Origin of the sequence: uncultured Bacteroides sp., from assembly GCF_910585845.1 — a bacterium.
GTDB lineage: Bacteria > Bacteroidota > Bacteroidia > Bacteroidales > Bacteroidaceae > Bacteroides.
Map to the genome: position 1 here is coordinate 1 of NZ_CAJUHF010000013.1, position 22,130 is coordinate 22,130.

Annotated in this window: 14 protein-coding genes; 10 read left to right on the top strand and 4 right to left on the bottom strand. The window is 47.3% G+C overall.

What is annotated here, in order from left to right; translation table 11 throughout:
* Positions 1-127 precede the first annotated feature (127 nt).
* The 4 genes from trxB to QZ323_RS05560 form a co-directional block, all read right to left on the bottom strand.
* Entirely contained in the window at positions 128-1,075 is a 948-nt protein-coding gene (trxB, locus tag QZ323_RS05545) for a thioredoxin-disulfide reductase (protein WP_294633508.1), read from the bottom strand.
* A gap of 229 nt (positions 1,076-1,304) precedes the next feature.
* On the bottom strand, positions 1,305-1,949 hold the full coding sequence (locus QZ323_RS05550; protein WP_294633509.1) for a LolA-like putative outer membrane lipoprotein chaperone: 645 nt from the start codon (positions 1,947-1,949) through the stop codon (positions 1,305-1,307).
* A gap of 92 nt (positions 1,950-2,041) precedes the next feature.
* Entirely contained in the window at positions 2,042-4,663 is a 2,622-nt protein-coding gene (locus QZ323_RS05555) for a DNA translocase FtsK (protein ID WP_294633511.1), read from the bottom strand.
* Between the two features lie 292 nt (positions 4,664-4,955).
* Positions 4,956-5,564 carry a DNA-binding protein gene (locus QZ323_RS05560; protein WP_294633513.1) on the bottom strand — a complete coding sequence of 203 codons (609 nt, stop codon included), beginning with the start codon at positions 5,562-5,564 and terminating at the stop codon, positions 4,956-4,958.
* Between the two features lie 637 nt (positions 5,565-6,201).
* On the opposite strand from QZ323_RS05560, the gene QZ323_RS05565 reads away from it, so the two are divergent.
* The 10 genes from QZ323_RS05565 (at position 6,202) to QZ323_RS05610 (ending at position 22,076) form a co-directional block, all read left to right on the top strand.
* Positions 6,202-6,453, top strand: coding sequence for a DUF3874 domain-containing protein (locus tag QZ323_RS05565; protein WP_294633573.1), 252 nt, complete (start codon positions 6,202-6,204; stop codon positions 6,451-6,453).
* A gap of 583 nt (positions 6,454-7,036) precedes the next feature.
* Complete coding sequence (locus QZ323_RS05570; RefSeq protein WP_294633574.1) at positions 7,037-10,123, top strand: TonB-dependent receptor; 3,087 nt, start codon at positions 7,037-7,039, stop codon at positions 10,121-10,123.
* Between the two features lie 6 nt (positions 10,124-10,129).
* Positions 10,130-12,175 (top strand): RagB/SusD family nutrient uptake outer membrane protein, encoded by a 2,046-nt coding sequence (locus QZ323_RS05575; protein ID WP_294633515.1) that lies wholly within the window; start codon positions 10,130-10,132, stop codon positions 12,173-12,175.
* Positions 12,176-12,224: 49 nt separating this feature from the next.
* Complete coding sequence (locus tag QZ323_RS05580; RefSeq protein ID WP_294633517.1) at positions 12,225-15,041, top strand: SusC/RagA family TonB-linked outer membrane protein; 2,817 nt, start codon at positions 12,225-12,227, stop codon at positions 15,039-15,041.
* 29 nt (positions 15,042-15,070) lie between these two features.
* On the top strand, positions 15,071-16,801 hold the full coding sequence (locus QZ323_RS05585) for a RagB/SusD family nutrient uptake outer membrane protein (RefSeq protein WP_294633518.1): 1,731 nt from the start codon (positions 15,071-15,073) through the stop codon (positions 16,799-16,801).
* 596 nt (positions 16,802-17,397) lie between these two features.
* Entirely contained in the window at positions 17,398-17,958 is a 561-nt protein-coding gene (locus tag QZ323_RS05590; RefSeq protein ID WP_294633519.1) for a DUF5063 domain-containing protein, read from the top strand.
* A gap of 11 nt (positions 17,959-17,969) precedes the next feature.
* A complete protein-coding gene (locus tag QZ323_RS05595; RefSeq protein WP_294633520.1) occupies positions 17,970-18,632 on the top strand; it encodes a 3'-5' exonuclease in 663 nt (220 codons plus the stop codon).
* Positions 18,633-18,637: 5 nt separating this feature from the next.
* Positions 18,638-19,819: a class I SAM-dependent rRNA methyltransferase gene (locus QZ323_RS05600; protein WP_294633521.1), complete on the top strand. Its 1,182-nt coding sequence runs from the start codon at positions 18,638-18,640 to the stop codon at positions 19,817-19,819.
* Between the two features lie 269 nt (positions 19,820-20,088).
* Positions 20,089-21,354, top strand: a complete 1,266-nt coding sequence (locus QZ323_RS05605) for a nucleoside permease (RefSeq protein ID WP_294633522.1) — start codon at positions 20,089-20,091, stop codon at positions 21,352-21,354.
* Between the two features lie 23 nt (positions 21,355-21,377).
* Positions 21,378-22,076, top strand: coding sequence for a 16S rRNA (uracil(1498)-N(3))-methyltransferase (locus tag QZ323_RS05610; protein WP_294633523.1), 699 nt, complete (start codon positions 21,378-21,380; stop codon positions 22,074-22,076).
* The last annotated feature ends 54 nt before the right edge of the window (positions 22,077-22,130 follow it).

Below are 22,130 nucleotides of genomic sequence, written 5' to 3' on the forward strand. Positions count from 1 at the left end.
TGGTCAAATTAGCCACTATAAGATTATTATTGAGGAAAATTTAAACAGGCTCTAAACTCCCGAATAATTCTTTTCAACTCCCGATAACTCCTCAAAGACAGTTCTTCAAACAAATATCTTCCGCCAATCAGAGAAGATTGTTCGCCGAAAGGTACCTCTCTGCTTCCAGTGCAGCTTTACAACCGCTACCCGCCGCCGTAATGGCTTGACGATAATGAGGATCGGCAATATCACCGGCAGCAAATACTCCCGGCACCTTCGTCCGCGGGCTGTTGCCTTCGGTCATGATATATCCATTTTCATCCGTATCCAGATAAGCTTTGAAGATATCCGAATTAGGCTGATGGCCGATAGCGAGGAAGAAACCGTCGATAGGCAGATCGTAACGTTCCTCGTCCGACTCGCCCATACGCTTCACCAGATGGACACCTTCCACTCCACCCTCGCCGAACAAGCCTACAGCATTATGCTCGAACAAGACCTCTATATTCTCCCGATTCATCACACGCTCTTGCATGATCTTGGAAGCGCGCAAGAAAGGCTTACGTACCACCAGATAGACTTTCTTCGCCAAACCGGACAGGTAAACCGCCTCTTCACAAGCCGTATCACCCCCGCCGACTACAGCTACAACCTTCTTCCGATAGAAGAAACCGTCGCAAGTGGCACAAGCGCTGACGCCTACACCTGCATATTTCTTTTCATCCTCCAGTCCCAGATATTTCGCTGTAGCACCAGTGGCAATAATCAGTGTATCCGCCTCGATCACCTTCTCTCCATCAATCGTCACCTTATAGGGAGCGGCACTCAGGTCGGAAGCCGTAGCTACACCGAAACGCAGGTCGGCACCGAAACGCTCAGCCTGCTTACGCAAGTCGTCCATCAACTGCTGACCGCTGATACCTTCGGGATAACCGGGGAAGTTCTCCACATCCGTAGTAGTAGTCAACTGACCGCCGGGCTGCAATCCTTCATAAAGCACCGGAGACAGATTAGCACGACCCGCATAAATGGCTGCTGTATAACCAGCCGGTCCGGAACCTACAATCAGACATTTTACTTTTTCTGTTTCCATAATCATTTCATTTATATTATTCTTAGTATATTTGTTTTAGAAGTTATTAGGAGTTATCGGGAGTTAGAAGGAGTTATCATTCCGCTACGCTTCGTCAGGAGTTAAAGCCAATAGTCTTAACTGCTAAAGGATAAAAGGATAATATTACTCTATCATCAGCCATCAATGACCACCCCTCCCCCTAATTGTCAATTATCAATTGTCAATTATCAACTGTCAATTGTTCTGTTCAATCCCTCAAGTCAATCACCTCCGCAGTAGGATAGGCATTTCGGTCGAAGGTAAAAAAACTATCGTGATAGGTCTGTCCCGATTTATAAGATGTGATACGGATGACCACATTTCCCCCTCCCCTTTGCTGCATGCTGACACGCAAAGGCTGAAATGTATCTTTAGCGATATAAAGATTGACGGACTGCAAATCCTGTCTTTTATCCATAGCTGTCAGCGTGACTTCATATATGGACTTTCCGCCAAAAGCATTCGTACTACCCGAACGGATCTGATATCCCTGTTTGTAAATGGTCAACAGGGCGTACGGGTTAATGCTCTGCAACTCGTCTGCGGTAGGTTCGGAGATGTTCACTTCGTCACTACCGGAAAGATAACTCCACTGCGTACGACCGTCGAACCAGGTCTTCACTCCTTCGGAATCCAACATAAACTTCCGTCCCTGCAAACGGATAACTCCCGTGGAACTACCTTCCGACACACCATTCGAACTGGCTTGCACAGTAAACTCCGCCTCTACCCCTCCCGCACGGCGGAAAGCATCAGCAGTACGGTCCAATACCGTTTTGGCATCTAATTGCTGCGCCGAAGCCGGAAGCAGCAGACCGAACAAACATATATAAGTTAATAGTATATTCTTCATTACTTGTCTAACAATAATTATAGCAGATTGTTCAAACTGCAACTATAACAGATTATTCAAGCTGCAATTACAACAGATTACTCAAACCGCAATTACAACAGATTACTCAACCGCATCTGCAAATCATTCTCGTCAACACAGAGCACCTCACGCGGTTTACTACCTTGCGTCGGTCCTACGATGCCGGCTTTCTCCAGTTGATCCATGATACGCCCTGCGCGGTTATATCCGATGGAGAACTTACGCTGAATGAGCGAAGTGGAACCTTGCTGATGGATGACAATCAAACGGGCGGCATCTTCGAACAACGGATCAAGACGTCCCATATCCACATCTCCCAAATCACTACCCCCGTCTTCACCTACATACTCAGGCAGATAGAACGCTGTAGGATAGCCCTGTTGCTTGGCAATGAAATTGGTGATATCAGCCACTTCCGGCGTATCGATAAAGGCACACTGCACACGCACCGGATCAGCACCTTGCAGGAAGAGCATATCTCCACGACCTATCAGCTGGTTAGCACCCGGACGGTCGAGAATCGTGCGCGAGTCGATCATGGCGGACACACGGAATGCGACACGGGCAGGGAAGTTCGCCTTGATGGTACCAGTGATGATGTTCGTGGTCGGACGTTGCGTGGCGATGATCATATGGATACCTACGGCACGCGCCAGCTGGGCGATACGCGCAATAGGCAATTCGACCTCCTTACCGGCTGTCATAATCAGGTCGCCGAACTCATCAATCACGACTACGATATACGGCATGAACCGATGTCCCTTTTCCGGATTCAGTTTGCGGTTGATGAATTTCTCGTTATACTCCTTGACGTTGCGCACATGGGCAGCTTTCAGCAAGTCGTAGCGGGTATCCATCTCCACACAGAGCGAGTTCAGCGTCTGCACCACCTTGGTCACGTCGGTGATGATGGCATCTTCGCCATCGGGCAGTTTGGCAAGGAAATGGTGTTCGATCACCGAATAGATGCTGAATTCCACTTTCTTGGGGTCGACAAGCACGAACTTCAATTCAGCCGGATGCTTCTTATATAATAAGGAGGTGATGATGGCATTCAGTCCGACGGACTTACCCTGACCGGTAGCACCCGCCACCAGCATGTGCGGCATCTTGCACAAATCGACCATGAACACTTCGTTGGTAATCGTCTTACCCAATGCGACAGGCAGGTCGTAGGTAGACTCCTGGAACTTCTTGCTGCCGATGATGCTCTGTCCGGAGACGATCTTCGGGTTGGAGTTCGGCACTTCGATACCGATAGTTCCCTTTCCGGGGATAGGCGCGATGATACGGATGCCCAATGCGGCAAGGCTGAGGGCGATGTCATCTTCCAGACCACGGATCTTGGAGATACGTACACCCTGTTCGGGAGTAATCTCATAGAGCGTCACCGTAGGTCCTACAGTCGCCTTGATCGTACTGATTTCGATGCCGAAGTTATGCAATGTGGTTACGATTTTGTCCTTTTTGGCATTCTGTTCAGCCATGTCTATCGTGGGACCGTTGTCGTCATAATGCTTCATCAGGTCGATGGTCGGGAAATGGTAATTCTCCAAGTCGAGACGCGGGTTGTAGGGTTCCAGATCCGTTGCGTCATACTCTTCGTCTTCCACGGTTTCCACTTCAAAAGCTGGTTCATTTCGTCTCGGCTGTTCCGTGGGCTTCTCACTGAGGGAAGAGGCAAGTTCAGTAACCGGTGTTTCTATGATCATATCCACTTCGGAGTGAGAAGAGGAACCGGCGGGCGGAGTCTTCATCGTAGTATCCAGTTCCAAGGTGAGTGTATTCTCTTCCAGTACGTCTTCCACCGTCTCGTCTTCGGGAGTTTCAGCAAGATGGTCGTTGTAGCTTTCCTCCGCCACTTCGTCTTCTGCGACATCTGTTTCATCAGACGGAGCAGGATCAGCGGCAGCATCGGGCATTAGTTCCGGAGCAAAGGCTTTCTTTCTCTTTGCAGTCCATGAATCTGTAAATTCTTCCGGAGTATCTCCTTGAGCAACTTCTTTAGCCTCTTCAAGTTCTTCCGAGTCTTCACATTGCTCCCACTTCTCCTTCTTACTGCGTTTCAGGAAACTAAGGCCGAACAACTTCCGTAACCAAATGATGGTGTTTGCACTGGTATAGATGAAGAAGCATATAGCCGTCAGCAACAGAATCAGCCATACACCTGGCATACCGATTTGCGACACCAACCAATTGCTGATGTTATAGCCGTGCATACCTCCCAGATAGAGGAACGAATCCTGATAGTACGTTTTGAAGGCAAATCCGAAAAAGATCGAAAACCAGATCAGCAACAACGAGCAACCGACAAACCACTTCCACAGTCTGACCTTGCGCACCCGCATCAGCTTCAGTCCTGCCACCGCAAGAAAGACCAAAATGAAGAAAGAAGAAATGCCGAAACAATCGTTAATCAGATAACTCGCCAACTGCGCACCACGTGAACCGGCATAGTTCTTGACGCCATTATTGAGGGAAGCCAGTTCTTGCGGATCGCCCGATTCGAGGATGCTTTGGTCGGCAGCTCCCGTGAAAAAGAAGGAGGAAAATGCCAACAACAGATAGACTGAAAATATAACCAACATCAATCCGATAACAAAATGCACAGTCTCGCTTCTGAAGACTTCCCCTATTTTAGCAAACAAGGATAGAGACTGTTCGGTATCTTTTGTAGAATTTTTCTTAGCCATGAGATAGTATTCCTTAAATTTGATAGTATTCCTTAAAAATTGAATGAATGATAGATTGGTGCAAAAGTAATAAAAATATCGCTCTCTTTACCATCTTATTTTCTAAAGATTCTCCGCAATGAAAAAAACAGTTCTCTCTACCCAGAGTTTTTGTGCCTACACACCTACACCGTTGGCTATATATCATTGTTCATCAACAAGATACATCGGTGTAGGCACACGATGTAGGTGGTGTAAGCAAATTTACCTACACCCTACACCGTTCAGTCTTATCGCATTCACAATCTGACCGTTAAGCCTTTTTCAGCACATAAATAGGTTGTTTCTGAAGCCCCTTATTTTCCAGTTTTCCTTCCTCACAAAGGCGCTTGATGTGTCGGGAAGCAGTTGTTCTCGACATTCCGTTAATGGTGCAAAAGTCTCCTTTCGTCATGAAGTCGTGGGTGAGGAAGAAGTTTTCCACCCGTTTGTCTATCTCTTCGGGGGTGAGTTTCCTCTGTTGCAGGTCGCGTATCTTCAGTGGTTTGACCTTTATGTTTCCAATCTCGCGCCTCAGTTCCATGTCGGGACGGAAGGCGATGCTCTTCAGTTTCACCTTGGTGCTTTTGCGCTTGGTGTCTGCGGTTACGGTTTCGGTGCAGGCCAGCGTAGGGCGGAAGTAGCCGATTCCGTCCAAGTGTACCTGTCTGCCGTCGCTCAGTTCCCTTCCCATAAAGTGGGATAAGGCATCAAGCACGGCAAGTACGTCCGTTTCTGTCAGCGAACAGTATTCTTGTATGAAGCTCCGCAACTTGGCAGTGCTGGTGGAACCGTTCAGGAGTACACGGGGGTGCAGGGTTTGCTCTTCGTCCTGATGTTCTTTCGTTTTGGGATTCTCGTACCAATCAAATGATATTGCCATAGTTCTTTCGTTTTTTCAGATTCTACTTGTTTCTTGTTATTTTTCTCTGTTATTGCTTGATTATTATCTTCATTGATGTATGATTCTCATTTTACGATGTCTGATTATCATCTCATTGACATCTGATTATCATCTCATTGATGTCTGCTTCTCATCTCATAATTGCCTTATTGTTATCGCTTGATTATCGTATTCTTATCTCCTTATCGCCCGGCAGTTTTCTTCTTGATTGCCTTGTTGTTTTCTTCTCGCCGTTTTCTTTACTTTCACCATGTTCTTGCCCTTTCCGCAGGACAAAGTAGCAAAAGCCTATCTCAGCACTTTTCCGATTAGACAACCTGCTTGTATCCATCTGATAATAAACGGGGGGCATTTCTTCAACCACCCATGTTAATCCGTCAATAAAGCGATATTATCAATCGACCACAAGTGTGGAGCACCTATTCCACACTTGTGGAGCAGTTGATTCACAGTCGTAGTTCACGCAAACCATAGATATGAAACACGTGCTCCACCTATGTGGTAGGTGCAATAATAAAGCACACAAATATAAAGAAAAAGCAAAGAAAAAACAAGAAGATAGGGAGATAAAGACATATTACGACAGACCAACCAAGAGTTTGAACAACCCACTCCGCTGGAGCAACTCTTCCTTTGCCACTTCCGCGCCGCACAAGACAACGAAGAAGGCTTGTGGATGACACCAATGGAGATCATCTCCTACTTACAGAAAAAGACGAAAGACCGGCTGTCCATCAACAAAGTCGCCCAATTCGGGCGCATACTCCGCAAACTCGGCATCAGTAACCGCCGCAAAAAACGGGGAAGTGAATATCATGTAAAAGAAGAAAGAGGTGAAGACTTCCCTTATCTTGGCAAACAAAAATAGAGGTTTTCCGACATCTTTTTTACCCGTCAACGCCCCTGTATGGAAGCTTGTCGGGTATGATATCCATGGATTATACCCGACAACCCCGGAATAAGCGAAATGATGTTGAGACTATTCATTTTGATTTTATCTGTTGTTTTTTACATGCTATTTTAGGGACAAAGGACGTTTTTCCATGCATTTGTACTATTCTCCATAGCTTCTTTATGCACGTACTTAGTATATTTGCACCACACTTCCACCATAGATAGACCTGTTCATCTTACCTGTGGGAGGAAAAAATTATTTCTTAACTTAACAATTTAAAGTATGAAAAACAGCAAGAACCAAAATCAACAGCAAGAACCAAAATCAGTAAAACCGCATGAATATTTTCTTTGCGATCCCCTCTTCTAAAATAATTTGTAATTAAGACTAAAAAGACATAGGGCTGAAAAAATGCAATCTTTTGAATTTTCTGAAATTAATAACCCTTTTTTATTAACTTAATAATTAAAGTATGAAGAACATAAAGATCTCACTTTATGGCTGTCTGGACAGAATCCGGCGGTTGTTCTTTGTTGCTTTGTTATCCGTGTTGGCCATGACGGCCAATGCGCAAAGCAAAACAGTTTCGGGAACAGTTGTCGATAAGACTGGTGAAACTATTATTGGTGCAAGTGTGGTAGTCAAAGGTACTACCAGCGGTACGATTACCGATATCGACGGTAATTTCACTCTCTCTGGCGTTCCTTCGAATGGAACTATTCAAATCAGTTTCGTAGGCTACAAGATGCAGACGATCTCCGTAACAGGAAAGACTACTTTGCATGTAGTTTTGGAAGAAGATTCCGAAATGCTTGCCGAAGTGGAGGTGGTGGCCTATGGCGTACAGAAGAAAGTAACGGTGACCGGTGCGCTTTCGAGCGTGAAATCGGACGACCTGGTTCGTACACCGGTTTCTTCTGTTAACAATGTGTTGGCCGGTCAGCTTTCCGGTGTGACCACCGTGCAGTATTCGGGTGAGCCGGGTTCGGACGGTGCTACGATTTTCGTGCGTGGTCAGGGTACTTGGGCCGATTCCGCCCCGTTGATTCAAGTGGACGGTGTGGAACGTTCTATGGCAGACATTGACCCGGAAGACATCGAAAGCATTACCGTGTTGAAGGATGCTTCGGCTACGGCCGTATTCGGTGTGCGCGGTGCTAACGGTGTCGTCCTGATTACCACCAAGCGCGGTAAAGAAGGAGAGGCCAAGATTGACATCAACACCTCATTCTCAGCATTGACCCCGACGCGCCTCTTGGAACAGGCGAACAGTTATGAATATGGTACTTTCTTCAACCAGATGCAGCGGAACGACTTCGATTTCAGCAGCGGCGAAACCTTTAATCCGATGTTCTCCGACGAAGTGCTTCAGAAGTTCAAAGACGGAAGCGACCCCATTCGTTTCCCAAGTATGCGTTGGATGGATTACATCATGAAAGATATGACCATGCAGACCAAGCATAATATCAACATCAGCGGAGGTACCAAGACGATGCGTTATTTCGTTTCTGCCGGTTTCATGACACAAGGCGGTCTGTTTACCGAGTTCGACGATTTCCATTATGACTACCGTTATCAGCGTTTCAACTATCGCTCCAACTTAGACTTGGACCTTAGTAAGACTACCACGCTGTCGTTCAATATAGCCGGTACGGTGGACAATGCACAGAAACCCCACACCAGCGGCGGTGCTTCGGGCATGATTATGAGTATGGTGCAGGCCACTCCTTTCAGCAGCCCGGGTATCATAGACGGCAGATATATCAGTACTACCACCGATTATACCGATGGAGTGACCTTGCCTTTCGTAGGAGGTAATGGATTGACTTATTACAACAGCGGAGGTACAGGCGGTTATTACCATTATAACAACAACAAATTGCAGATGGACCTTGCCTTGAGTCAGAAGTTGGATTTCATCACCAAAGGTCTTGCCTTGAAGCTCAAGGGCTCATATAACAATATGTTCAACGTGACCAAAGAAGGAACGGTGAATCGTGCGTCTTATCTTCCTGTCATCCAGAGTGATGGTTCGCTTCTTTATCGTAAGGAAGGCGAGAATACTCCTGTCACTTACAGTGAAGAAACCGGCAAGGCACGCGACTGGTATTTTGAAGCCCAACTGAACTACAACCGCACTTTCGGCGACCATTCCGTAGGTGCATTGATGCTTTATAACCAGAGCAAGGAATATTACCCTAAAACTTATTCGGACATCCCGCGCGGTTACGTAGGTCTGGTAGGCCGTGTCACTTACGACTACAAGAGCCGTTACATGGCCGAATTCAATGTAGGTTACAACGGTTCCGAAAACTTCCACCCCGACCGCCGTTTCGGTGTATTCCCGGCTGGTTCTATCGGATGGGTAGTCAGCGAGGAAAAATTCTTCACTCCCTTGAAAGAAGTCGTTTCTTTCTTGAAGCTCCGTGCTTCCTGGGGTCTGGTAGGTAATGACAAGGTGGGTGGTTCACGCTTCATGTATCTGGCTGACCCCTATCTGTACAGTGACGCGCTGGGTGCCCGTGGCGGATATGCCTATAACTTCGGTGTGGAGAACGCAACGACGTTGCCGGCTTATTATGAAGACGTGAACAGCAAGAACAATCCTGAGGTGACTTGGGAAAAGGCCTTCAAACAGGACTACGGTATCGACATCAATCTCTGGAACGACCGTCTGCGTGCAACTTTCGACTACTATAAGGAGCACCGTACGAACATCCTGCTGAAAGACTATACGGCACCCTCCATCGTAGGTTTCCAGCCGCCTTACGCCAACTTGGGTGTGGTAGACAGCTGGGGATGGGAAGTCTCCCTGAACTGGAACCACAAGGTGAACGACAAATTCCGCTACTGGGCTACGCTGAATCTCTCTCACAACCAGAATAAGATTATCGAAAAGAAAGAAACTCCCTATACCAATGCTTACCAGTATGAAAAGGGACACCGCATCGGTGCACGCTACATGTACCAGTTCTTCCGTTTCTACGACGAAGACACCCCCCGCCTGTACGAAGAGAAATTCGGCCAGCCTTTCCCGAAGCAGCTTGTCGACCTGAAAGAGGGTGATGCCGTGTTTGTGGATTTGGACGGCAACGGCATTATCAATGAAGACGATAAGACCCGCGACCTGGGCTATACCGACGACCCGCAATACGTGGCCGGTCTGAATGCCGGTTTTGCATGGAAGGATTTTGAATTTAACATGCAGTGGACGGGGTCTTGGGACGTATCGCGTGTCATCAGCGACGTATTCCGCTATCCGTTCCTAGACCGTACGACGAAAGACCGTGGCGGTTTGTTGAAGTATCATCTTGAGAATACATGGAATCCCGAAAAGGGAGGGCAGGATTATGAGTATCCGCGCGCCACTTGGACCAACGGAGCTACCAACAACTATCAGGATTGTGCTCTTTATGAAAAAGACGCGAAGTACCTGCGCCTGAAGACGCTTATGCTTGCCTATAACATGAAGTTCCCCTTCTTCAAGAAGATTGGTTTGGATCGTGCCCAGGTAGCATTTAGCGGTTACAACCTGCTGACATTCACTCCCTACATCTGGGGTGACCCCGAAACACGTGCCAGCACTTCGCCCTCATATCCGCTTCAACGTACTTATACCATTAGTCTAAAACTTAATTTTTAAGAGAAAATGAAACTGAATATCAAACATATCATAGGTGTAGCAGCCGTAGCTACTCTCGGAATGGTTTCTTGTACCGATGAGATCAAGTTCGGAAATGCCTTTTTGGAAAAGGCCCCGGGCGGTACGGTGACTGCCGATGAGGTATTTTCCAATCCGGAATATACCCGTAACTTCCTGGCAAGTGTTTACTCTACGCAGTATTATAACCTGCCTGCCAATTCCACAAACAATGCCCCGCAGTGTCAGAACTATTGGAAGGGAATGCCCGATGCGCTGGGAGATGACTTCCATCTGTTCTTCAACAATACCATTGTATTTACCAAATACTATAACGGTTCGCTGACTTCGGCTATCGACAACAAGAAGAACGGAAATATTTATCCTTATACGAATGAATATATCTGGGAGAATATACGTCACTGCTGGATTCTGATTGAACGCATCAACGAGGTGCCTGACATGAGCGATGCCGAGAAGGCGCGTATAGCCGACGAGGCACGATGTCTGATGGCTTATACTTATTTTATCGCTTTCCGTTGGTATGGCGGTCTGCCTATTATCCGTCAGTCGTTCAGCGGTGCAGAGAGCAGTTACGATCTGCCACGTGCCAGTGTGGAAGCTACTGTGGATTTCATGTTGGAATTGCTGGATACCGTAATCGGCAACAAGGCATTGCCTTGGGCCTATACCGGTGCTGAAGCAAAGTCTGAAACCGGACACTGGACTTTGGCTGGTGCTATGGCACTGAAATGTAAAGTCTTGGCTTTTGCCGCATCACCTTTGTTCAATGACGCTCAGCCTTACTATCAAGGTAAATATACGACAGAATCCGAACTTTGTTCCTGGTATGGTGGCAGCAAACCCGAACTGTGGACACAACTGAAGAAGGCATGCGACGATTTCTTTGCACAATTGAAGAGCCAGGGACATTATCAGTTTATAAAACCGATCGGCAATACGCAGGAAGATTACCGTTATGCTTTCCGTAGCGGCTATATCCTGCAAAACAGTACGGAGATCCTGCACAGTGTCCGCCGTAGTAAAAATGCTCATGGCAACGACTATGGTTGGTATAATTTAGGCTGGGGAGGAAAAGCTGATGGTAGCGGAGGTAATGACCGTTACTCTTATTGTCCGACACAAGAATACATCGAGATGTTCCCCTGGGCAGACGGAACTCCGTTCGATTGGGAAAAGGCGGAAAAAGAAGGCAAATTGGACTATATGTTTGTGAAGGGAGATACCGTGAAAGGCAGGCAGCAGTTGCAGAACCTTCGTTATACCCGCGACCCTCGTCTGTATGAAACTGCAATAGTGAACGGTGCACGCCAGACCGTGAACTGGGGTGACGGACGTTCCAGCGGTAATAACTGGGAAACTTGGGTAGGTGGTACTACTGCCGGCACCAATTCTAAGACCAATTCGGGTAAGTACGCTACCGGTTACCGCATGCTGAAATATATAGTAGGTGAAGCCATGCGAAGGAAGTTCCCGCAGTGGAATGCCATCATGTTGAGCGATATCTACTTGACTTACGCAGAAGCTATCGTTCAGACCGGAGGAAGTTTCACTGATGCCATCAGCTATGTGGATGAAGTGCGTGCCCGCGTGGGTCTGAAAGGACTGGTGGAATGTAATCCCGACAAGAACCTGACATCAAACAAAGAAAATCTGCTGGCAGAAATCATGCGCGAACGCGCTTGCGACTTGGCTTTCCAAAACGAACGCTACTTCGACTTGATCCGCTACAAGCGCGCCGACTTGTTGGGACGTCCGCTCCACGGCTTGCGTATCTATCGCTTGGTGAAGGACAAAGACGGTAAATGGGTGCGTTCTGAAACCCAATGGTACAACAAGTCATTGAATAAGGGCTTGTCGGAAGATGATCCTAACTTCTACGAGCCGTCACATTTCGATTACGAACGCTTCCAGATTACTACCGGTGCCCGTGCCTGGTGGTCGGATGGATTTGATCCGAAGTGGTACTTGCAGCCGTTCCCCATAACGGAAGTGAACAAGAATTACGGTTTGGTACAGAATGCCGGATGGTAATTCCCTTTAATAATGAACAATCAAAATGTATAAAGTAAAATAATACGTTATGAATAAAAAATATATAATTGTGTTGTCGCTCTTAGCAGGTCTGTGCCTGCCGACGACGGCACAGGAATCAAACGAAGAACAGACCGACAAGTTTGTAGGCCAGACCATCGATGTAGGTGCCGAGCGATTACTGACCCGTGAAGAGTCTACCGGTTCAGTATCGATCATCAGTTCCGAAACGACCGACCGTCGCAGTGCCAAGAATATCGGCAACTCCATTCTCGGCCAGGGCAATGGCTTGATATCGTTGCAGAGCGGCGGACGTTATGCTGATGCAAATCCCACTTTTTTTGTACGTGGACTGCAGACATTGAACGACAAGAACTCTCCGTTAGTCATGGTCGACGGCATTCAACGGGACATTACCAGCATCGCTCCCGAAGAAGTGGAAAACGTCATTGTCCTGAAAGATGCGGCAGCCGTTGCCATCTATGGATATAAGGGCATCAATGGAGCCATCAACATCATTACCAAACGAGGCAAATACAACACGCGAAGTGTAAAGGTGTCATACGACCACCTGTTTACTACGCTTGCCAACAAGCCCAAGTTTGTAGATGGCTATACCTACGGGCTGGCTATCAACGAAGCACGTGCCAATGACGGTCTGGCTCCACGTTACAGCAATAACGAACTCAATGCTTTACGCAATGGGACAATGCCTTATCTCTACCCGAGCGTGAACTGGGTGGATGAAACGTTCCGCGACAATGCAATGACCGACAAGTATAACATCGAGTTCCGTGGCGGCGGTCAAAAATTCCGTTACTACACCATGATAGACTTGATTTCCAATAAGGGATTTGTGAAGGAGTACAATTTGAATGAAGGCTACTCCACACAAGACAAGTATGTGAAAGGCAACCTGCGTATGAACATGGACATCGACCTGACCGAGACCACCGATGTACAAGTGAACCTGTTGGGTGTATTGCAGGAGACATCCCGTCCGGGTGCACAGGCCAACCTTTGGGATATGGTTTACACGGTGCCTTCTGCCGCATTCCCCATCAGGGATGCAAACGGCATTTGGGGAGGTAGTGACACATGGGCAGGTACGCTGAACCCTGTAGCACAGAGTGCCGGTGCGGCTTACTATAAGAATCACACCCGTTCATTCTTTGCCGACATGAAGTTGACCCAGGATCTTTCCGGCCTGACCAAAGGCTTGGGAGCATTTGTACGCATCAGCTATGACAACATTGCCAATATCTTTGAGAACCATAGCAAGGAATATGTCTACAGCGTCAATGCGCCCACATGGGCAGACGGTGCCAATGAGCCTACAGTAAAGAGCGCCACTTATGGCAAGGACAGTGAAATGGGCACGGAAGCGAAAACAAATACCTTCGACCGCCTGCTTCATTTTGATTTGGGCTTTAATTATCAGCGTACGTTCGGTGACCATAGCATCTACAGCCAGTTGAAATGGGACTACGAGAGCAACGATCCGAGCGGTATCAACAATACGGTGAACCGCCAGAACATTACCTGGTGGTCGCACTACGGTTATATGAACCGCTACTTCGTAGACCTCGCTTTGGTGGAAAGTGCCAGCAGCCGTTTGGCTCCCGGTACCAAATGGGCTTTCTCGCCTACGGTGTCGGCCGCATGGGTCATCTCTAAGGAAAAGTTCATGGAAGACGTGAAATGGGTGAACTTCTTGAAACTGCGTGCATCGGCAGGTATCATCAATGTAGACAACTTGCCGGGTGATGAAGTCTGGTCGTACTATGCCCAGCAATATGGTACTTCGGGAGGTGTCTATCCTTTCGACAGCGGTTGGAACTCAGAATTCGGACGTACCTACCTCGGACGAATGGCTACGGCTAATCCGAAACACGAAAAAGCCTATAAATACAATGTAGGTGTAGATGCGAAGCTTTTCGGCAGCCTGGATGTGACTCTTGATTTCTGGAAAGAACACCGTACAGACATTTGGGTGACATCGGAAGGTAAGTATTCGGCTATACTCGGTATGGATACTCCGTACGAAAATGCAGGTATCGTAGACAGCAAGGGTATAGAAGTTGGCCTTGACTATAACAAGAAACTCGGCCAGGTGGATTTCAATATCGGAGGAAACTTCTCGTTGAACAAGAATGAGATCAAGGAGATGCTGGAAGAACCCCGCCAATATGCCAACCTGGTGCAGACTGGCAATCCTTACAAGCAGACTTACGGCTTGGAGGCCATCGGTTTCTTCAAGGATGAAGCAGACATCGCCGCAAGTCCCAAGCAGACATTCTCTACGGTGAAACCCGGTGACATCAAATATCGCGACGTGAATGGCGACAACATCATCGACGCCAACGATAAAGTGGCTATCGGCTACAGTACCACTTGTCCGGAAATCTACTATACGTTGCATTTAGGTGCAGAGTGGAAAGGCCTCGGATTCTATGCCATGTTCCAGGGAACAGGCAACTATAGTGCAGTACTCAACACCAAGAGCATGTACTGGCCTCTGATAAACAATACCAATATCTCACAATATGCTTACGACAATCGTTGGACACCGCAGAATCAGAATGCCAAGTTCCCACGCCTGAGCAGCCAAAGCAATGCCAATAACTACCAAACTTCAACCCTTTGGTTGGCAGACCGCTCCTTCTTCAAGCTGCGCAATCTGGAAGTGTACTACAAATTGCCTGCTTCTTGGCTGAAAAAGACGAAATTTATGAATGCCGCCAAGTTGTACGTGCGTGGTATCGACCTCTTCAGCTTCGACCATATTGATGAGAACGATCCCGAAGCATACGGTGTCAACCAGATGACAAAAAGCGTTGCGCTGGGTCTGAGTGTTACGTTTTAATTTAATGAACGAATTAATACATTAGAATTATGATCAATAAAATAAGGACATCAGTCTTTGTCGTATGTGCAGCCGGATGCTTGGCTTCATGTTCCGATCAGATGGATTACAATGAGTACAACATCTTCGACAAGGACTATATAACACAAAACTTCAAGAATGTAGGTGGATTCATGACCGATATCTACAATACCGTGGATTATGATTTCGGCAACTATTCATCGGGTGCCATGCAGGCATCTGCAACGGACGAAAGCGAGTACAGCATTTTGGGTAATGCTATCGAAGATTTCTACAATGGTGCCTGGAGCCCTACCAATGCGAAATCGTCTGTATGGACCAATATGTACAAGGGCATCAGTACTTGCAACCATGTGATTCACGAATTGCAGGGCCTGTCGTTCGACGAACTGAAACTGAACAGCGACTATGCCGCCCAACTTCACCGTTATGAGAACTACAAGTACGAAAGCCGCTTTATGCGTGCTTACTTCTACTTCTGTCTGGTTCGCCAGTATGGTGATGTACCTTTGGTGACACAGCAAATCACTGCTGAAGAAGCCAACTCCATAAGCCAAACATCGGCAGATGATATCTTTAAGTTCATCATGGATGAATGTGCGGATATCCAGTCGTTGATTATCGAAGATTACAGTAACCTGGGAGAACTTTCTACCGGTACGGAAGAGACCGGCCGCGCAGACCGGCTTGCCGTGCTTGCGCTGAAAGCTCGTGCAGCTTTGTATTGGGCCAGTCCGCTTTTCAATCCCAATGGTGACAAGGAACGTTACCGTACGGCTGCTTTGTATACCAAGGAGTTGCTTGATGCTGCCCAGAAACGTGGCAAAGACCTTACTGCCAAGTATGCGGATTTATGGGCCGCCGAAAGTTTCAATACCCCCGGCATCATGAAGGAAATCCTGTACGGTCGCCGTTATTATAAAAATTCCTCCGGCGACAACATGGTGGAAACCAACAATTATCCTGTAGGTATAGAAGGTGGTGCGGGTGGTAACTGTCCTACTCAGAACCTAGTAGATGCATACGATATGCTCAATGGTAAATCTATCGGTGAAGCCGGTTCTGAATATGACGAGAAGAATCCTTATCAGAATCGCGACCCTCGCTTGGCAGCTACGGTGGCTGTGAACGGTGACCAATGGCCTACATATTCCGGTGCCGCCAAGATTGAAACATTCCACGGCGGCGTCAATGGCGAGCCTCTGACCGGTGCCACACCTACTGGCTATTACCTCAAAAAGCTTTGTAACGGTGCCATCTCATTGGCAAGCAACAGCAAGTTTACGGCATCACGCCATACTTGGTTGACCTTCCGTATGGGTGAATTTTATTTGAATTATGCCGAAGCGGTATTCAAGTATTTAGGTGATGCGAATGCTGTCACTGTAGAATTTCCGATGTCGGCTTGTGCTGCTGCCAGCATGACGCGCAAGCGTGCCGGTATGCCCGCTTTTGAAGAAGGCATGGATGCCGCTACGTTCTGGACTAAGTTATGCAACGAACGTTTTGTGGAGCTGGCTTTTGAAGGTCATCGTTTCTGGGATGTCCGCCGTTGGAAAGAGGCCGATAAGTATTTCAAGAATATCGTTGAAATGAAGTTGACCAAAGAAACTGACGGAAGCATTACTTATACTCGCAAGAACGTATCCCGCCAATGGGACGACAAGATGTATTTCTTCCCCATTCCACAAACGGAATTGATCAAAAACAAGAACTTGAAGCAAAATTCGGGTTGGTAAAGAATATTCAATAGGTAAACGACAATAGAATGAGAGCGTATCCAAACAGGTTGTTTGATACGCTCTCTTGTTATCTATATATCTTCTTTTCTTACCATATGCCGTTTTTCCGAAAACGAGAATCAAAAAATAACTATCCGTTGGCAAAATCAAATAGATATAACATTATGCGAAACTTGGATATTTTATAGGTAGGAATAAACTTTTTTATACCTTTGCAATGTCACCTTAACTTGACAGCATGAAGAGAACAGTAAAAACGTTTATATATACACTGGCTGAAAGCGGACAATGCAGCCATTCAAGAAGCCATAGACGAAACATATGCCGGGAAAATGGATGTCAGCCGCCTGTATGCAACGGTAGGAGCACATATTTACATCTGGAGACACTGATTTTTCTACGATATGATGATATCGCCACCGACATGTATCGGCTTTGGCTCCTAAGCCGACTTGTCGTCTGATGACTCCCTTCAACTCCTTTAACTCCTGCAAATGAAGAAGCTATGGGGAGAAGGCTTGACGTTTTCTTAACTGACTGGCATATAAATCAAGATTTATATCTATCTTTGCATCTCCAAATCAAATATAAATATGAAAAAAGAAAGCCAAGTGATATTCGACCGTAATGTAGTGGAATTCGTCACCGTAGCCGCCGAATTCTGCAAGTTTCTGGAACAGGCGGAGACGATGAAGCGCGATACATTCATCGATACCTCTTTAAAGATACTCCCGTTGCTCTACCTCAAGGCAGCCATGTTGCCCGAGACCGAAATGATAGGCGACGAGGCACCCGAGAATTATGTGACGGAAGAGACCTACGAAGTACTCCGTATCAACCTCGCCGACATCCTTGCCGACAAGGACGACTATCTGGACGTATTCCTGCAAGACATGGTCTACAGCGACCAGCCCATCAAGAAGAATATATCCGAAGACTTGGCGGATATTTACCAATCCCTCAAAGATTTTATATTCGTCTTCCAGCTGGGACTGAACGAGACCATGAACGACTCACTTGCCATCTGCCAGGAACAGTTCAAAGAATACTGGGGACAGACATTAGTGAATACCCTCCGCGCCCTGCATGACGCAAAATATCACCAGGCTGACGATGAAGCGGAAGAAGACAGCTTTGACGAAAAAGACGAATAAAGGAGTAAGCCATGATTATCAGAAGAACAATCAGTAAAGAAGCTATCCAAGAGATGCCGAAAGTGCTCTTTCCAGGACAGATACATGTCGTACAGACGCCTTGGGAAGCCGAAAAGGCCGTGAGTTACCTCAAGCAATACCCCATATTGGGAATAGACAGCGAAACGCGCCCCTCATTCACCAAAGGACAATCGCACAAGGTCGCCTTGCTACAGGTCTCGTCGGAAAAAGATTGTTTTCTATTCCGCCTGAACCTGACCGGACTGACACTTCCTGTCATCTCCTTACTGGAAAGCCCGTCGATCACCAAGATAGGCCTTTCCTTGAAGGACGACTTTATGATGCTGCACAAACGTGCCCCCTTCGAGCAACGTGCCTGCATCGAGTTGCAAGAGTATGTCCGCATGTTCGGCATTCAGGAGAAAAGCCTGCAGAAGATATACGCTATCCTGTTCGGAGAGAAGATCTCCAAGTCACAACGCCTCTCTAACTGGGAAGCCGAACACCTGACCGAACCTCAAAAGCTATATGCAGCCACAGACGCATGGGCTTGCCTCAACATATACAACCGATTGCAGGAACTGAAAATCAGTGGTGACTATGAACTGGCACCGGATGAACAGCCTGCCAATCAGGAATCATTAATCACTAACCCTTTAAATGATAATCAGTAAATCGCATGTACAAAGTCTACCTCAAATCAGGCAAAGAAGAATCATTGAAACGTTTTCACCCTTGGGTGTTTTCCGGCGCCATCGCACACCTTGACGGCGAACCGGAAGAAGGTGAAGTGGTAGAAATCTACACCTCGAAGAAGGAATTTATAGCCAAAGGACACTTTCAGATCGGCAGCATAGCCGTCCGCGTACTCTCTTTCCGGCAGGACGAGAACATCGATGCCGACTTTTGGAGACGTAAGCTCAGCATTGCCTACGAGATGCGGCGCAGTATCGGCATCGCCGAAAACCCGACCAACAATACATACAGACTGGTACATGGCGAAGGGGACAATCTGCCCGGACTGATCATAGATATTTATGCACGCACGGCTGTGATGCAGGCACACTCTGCCGGCATGCACCTCGACCGCATGGCTATAGCCGAAGCCCTCAGCCAAGTAATGGGAGACAAGCTGGAGAACATCTACTATAAGTCGGAAACCACCCTACCCTTCAAAGCCGACCTCTATCCTGAGAACGGCTTCCTGAAAGGAGGTAGCACGGACAACATCGCCATGGAATACGGATTGAAATTCCACATCGACTGGCTGAAAGGGCAAAAGACGGGCTTCTTCGTAGACCAGCGCGAAAACCGCTCCCTGCTGGAACGCTATGCCAACGGACGTTCCGTGCTGAACATGTTCTGCTACACAGGAGGTTTCTCCGTATATGCCATGCGCGGCAATGCCAGACTGGTGCATTCGGTAGACAGTTCCGCCAAGGCTATCGACCTTACCAACAAGAATATAGAACTGAACTTCCCAGGTGACAGACGCCATGCCGCCTTTGCCGAGGATGCCTTCAAATATCTGGACCGTATGGGCGACCAGTACGACCTGATCATCCTCGACCCGCCTGCCTTTGCCAAACACCGCGACGCCTTGCGCAATGCCTTGCAAGGCTACCGTAAGCTGAATGTGAAAGCCTTTGAGAAAATCAAACCGGGAGGTATCCTATTCACTTTCTCTTGTTCGCAGGCAGTCAGCAAAGAAAACTTCCGCACAGCTGTCTTCACGGCTGCCGCCATGTCAGGACGCAGCGTGCGTATCTTGCACCAACTGACGCAACCTGCCGACCATCCGGTAAACATCTATCATCCCGAAGGGGAATACTTGAAAGGATTAGTACTATATGTAGAATAACCCAAGCAAAGGGAAAAAGCACTTAATATCATAAAAAACGTTAACAAAAAGCAGAAAACAGGTAAAACCTTATGTTGTATAACATAAAAAGTCATACCTTTGCACTGTGTTTTTCATGGTATTAGATTTAAGGTTAATAAAGATTGGCTGTCTGGGATAGATAGCCTTCTTTTTTTATATACCACTTACCTCCGGCTTTTCCAATAAATTTCATACATTTGCAGCAATCTATCAATAACAAAAAGAGAAACACATAAAAATAAAAAGCTATGAGCATCAAGGTTCGCTTAATTATCATGAACTTCCTCCAATTTGCTGTTTGGGGAGCTTATCTGACTTCTATGGGTAGTTATCTGGTGAATGTCAATCTGGCATCACATATCGGAATGTTCTATGCCATGCAGGGTATCGTATCTTTATTCATGCCCGCCATACTAGGCATCATTGCCGATCGGTGGATTCCGGCACAGCGACTGTTAAGTTTCAGCCATTTCACCGCCGCCCTCTTCATGGCACTTGCCGGATACTACGGCATGACTGCCGGTGCTGACGTAGAGTTCGGTCCACTCTTTACCTTATATTCATTAAGCGTCGGTTTCTATATGCCGACACTTGCCCTATCCAACTCCGTTGCCTATACCGCTCTGGACAAAGCCGGACTGGACACTATCAAGACATTCCCTCCCATCCGCATCTTCGGCACTATCGGTTTCATCTGCTCTATGTGGATGGTGGATTTGCTGGGGGTGCAAAACACTTACGGACAATTCTTTGCCTGCGCCCTTATCGGTTTGGTCTACAGCATGTATGCGCTGACGTTGCCCGCCTGCCCGATCTGCAAAAGCGGCAAAAACAAATCTCTGGTAGAAGCACTCGGGCTACGCGCTTTCACGTTGTTCAAACAAAAGAAGATGGCACTGTTCTTCTTGTTCTCCATGCTGTTAGGGGTCTCTCTGCAGATCACCAACGGTTTCGCCAATCCGTATATCAGCAGTTTCGGTTCCATACCCGAGTATGCCGACACGTTCGGCGTACAGCATGCCAATATCCTGATTTCCCTGTCGCAAGTATCTGAAACCTTATGTATCCTGCTGATCCCTTTCTTCCTGAAACGTTTCGGCATCAAGCGGGTCATGCTGATTGCCATGTTCGCATGGGTGCTGCGTTTTGGACTGTTCGGAACGGGCAATCCGGGCAGTGGCGTATGGATGTTCGTCCTTTCGATGATTGTTTATGGCGTAGCGTTCGATTTCTTCAACATTTCAGGCTCTTTGTTTGTTGATAAGGAGACGGACAAAAATATCCGATCCAGTGCCCAAGGCTTGTTTGTGATTATGACAAACGGCTTCGGAGCCACAATCGGTACACTGGGCGCCCAGGCTGTAGTCAATCATTTTGTCGACTTCGGCAGCGAAGTTCCGCAAATAATGCAATGGCAATCAGCATGGTTTGTATTTGCCGGCTATGCATTGGCAGTAGCTGTAGTGTTTGCATTGGTCTTCAAATACAAGCACCAGCCGGAAAAGATGAATTAAAAAAAGAACTATAATAAATCATTATGCACGTATTCTACACTCCCGACATACAGACTTGTGCCGAACTCCCCACCGAGGAGGCACAACATTGTGTCCGCGTACTACGCCTCAACATCGGCGACCGGATCACCCTGACCGACGGGAAAGGACACTTCTATAATGCGGAGATCAGTGCCGCCACCAACAAGCGTTGCACGGTAAACATCTTGGAAACCATTTATCAGGAACCTCTATGGCAGGGACATCTGCATGTGGCTATGGCCCCTACCAAGAACATGGACCGCACAGAATGGTTTGCAGAGAAAGCCACCGAAATAGGGTTCGACGAACTCACCTTCCTGAACTGCCGCTTCTCCGAACGGAAAGTCATCAAGACAGAGCGCATCAGCAAGATACTGGTGTCTGCCATCAAGCAGTCGCTCAAGGCACGCCTACCCAAGCTGAATGAAATGACAGACTTCAACACTTTCATCAGCCAGCCTTTCAAAGGACAGAAATTCATCGCCCACTGTTATGAAGGCGAGAAACCGTTGCTAAAAGATGTGTTGCGAAAGGGAGAGGATGCACTTGTGCTAATAGGCCCTGAAGGAGATTTCAGCGAAGAGGAGGTGAAGAAAGCCATCGAAAACGGCTTCATCCCCATCAGCCTGGGAAAATCGAGACTGCGTACGGAGACCGCTGCTTTGGCCGCCTGCCACATTATGAATTTACAAAACCAATGATAATCACATTAACTCAAGTTTCGCAAGCTCAACTTTTGCAGGAAACAAGGAAAC

Excerpts from the sequence above, each read along its gene's own strand:
- QZ323_RS05595 (WP_294633520.1), top strand. The coding sequence starts at position 17,970 with ATGATTATCAGAAGAACAATCAGTAAAGAAGCTATCCAAGAGATGCCG.
- trxB (WP_294633508.1), bottom strand. The coding sequence starts at position 1,075 with ATGGAAACAGAAAAAGTAAAATGTCTGATTGTAGGTTCCGGACCGGCT.
- QZ323_RS05590 (WP_294633519.1), top strand. The coding sequence starts at position 17,398 with ATGAAAAAAGAAAGCCAAGTGATATTCGACCGTAATGTAGTGGAATTC.
- QZ323_RS05555 (WP_294633511.1), bottom strand. The coding sequence starts at position 4,663 with ATGGCTAAGAAAAATTCTACAAAAGATACCGAACAGTCTCTATCCTTG.
- QZ323_RS05610 (WP_294633523.1), top strand. The coding sequence starts at position 21,378 with ATGCACGTATTCTACACTCCCGACATACAGACTTGTGCCGAACTCCCC.
- QZ323_RS05570 (WP_294633574.1), top strand. The coding sequence starts at position 7,037 with ATGACGGCCAATGCGCAAAGCAAAACAGTTTCGGGAACAGTTGTCGAT.
- QZ323_RS05605 (WP_294633522.1), top strand. The coding sequence starts at position 20,089 with ATGAGCATCAAGGTTCGCTTAATTATCATGAACTTCCTCCAATTTGCT.
- QZ323_RS05585 (WP_294633518.1), top strand. The coding sequence starts at position 15,071 with ATGATCAATAAAATAAGGACATCAGTCTTTGTCGTATGTGCAGCCGGA.
- QZ323_RS05580 (WP_294633517.1), top strand. The coding sequence starts at position 12,225 with ATGAATAAAAAATATATAATTGTGTTGTCGCTCTTAGCAGGTCTGTGC.
- QZ323_RS05560 (WP_294633513.1), bottom strand. The coding sequence starts at position 5,564 with ATGGCAATATCATTTGATTGGTACGAGAATCCCAAAACGAAAGAACAT.
- QZ323_RS05575 (WP_294633515.1), top strand. The coding sequence starts at position 10,130 with ATGAAACTGAATATCAAACATATCATAGGTGTAGCAGCCGTAGCTACT.
- QZ323_RS05600 (WP_294633521.1), top strand. The coding sequence starts at position 18,638 with ATGTACAAAGTCTACCTCAAATCAGGCAAAGAAGAATCATTGAAACGT.
- QZ323_RS05550 (WP_294633509.1), bottom strand. The coding sequence starts at position 1,949 with ATGAAGAATATACTATTAACTTATATATGTTTGTTCGGTCTGCTGCTT.